The sequence below is a fragment of the Tepidiforma sp. genome, assembly GCF_026419595.1.
GTDB lineage: Bacteria > Chloroflexota > Dehalococcoidia > Tepidiformales > Tepidiformaceae > Tepidiforma.
The window spans coordinates 1-558 of the sequence record NZ_JANZZD010000120.1 but is presented as its reverse complement, the minus strand read 5'-3'; the positions used below and the strand labels follow the sequence as shown (position 1 = coordinate 558).

Sequence of the window (558 nt, the reverse complement as noted above, 5' to 3'; positions counted from 1 at the left end):
GATCACGCCGTGGCCTTTCGCCATCTACGGCGTGATGGTGCTGGCGGCGGTGCTGATTGCGTTGCGTCCCAATCGGGAAAAACTGCGCCAACAACAGGAGCGCATCATCACGATCTGGTGATGGCTGCATCGGCCGGCAAAAAGAGAACCTGTTTACACGCCGAGGTATGCCTCGATGATCCTCGGATCATGCAAGAGTTCCTGCGCCGGGCCGCTCATGATGATGCGACCGGTTTCGAGGACGTAGGCGCGATTGGCGATCTGAAGCGCGGCCTGGGCGTTCTGTTCAACGAGTAGGATCGTCGTGCCTTGTTCTGTGTTCAATTTGCGAATGATGTTGAAAATTTCTTCCACCAGCAGAGGCGCCAGCCCCATCGACGGTTCATCGAGCAGCAAAATGGCGGGTTGTTGCATCAAGGCGCGGCCGATGGCCAACATCTGCTGTTCGCCGCCGGAGAGCGTTCCCCCGCGCTGATGCATCCGTTCCTGCAAACGGGGGAAGATTGAAAAGACCAGGGCAAGCCGTCGATCGATCTCGGCGCTGTCGCGCACCAGAAA

At 58.4% G+C, this 558-nt stretch carries 1 protein-coding gene; it reads right to left on the bottom strand.

Annotated features, from left to right (window positions below; translation table 11 throughout):
* Window positions 1-153: 153 nt before the first annotated feature.
* The coding region (locus N2041_RS14705) for an ABC transporter ATP-binding protein (protein WP_297679375.1) at window positions 154-558 on the bottom strand (405 nt) is incomplete at its 5' end.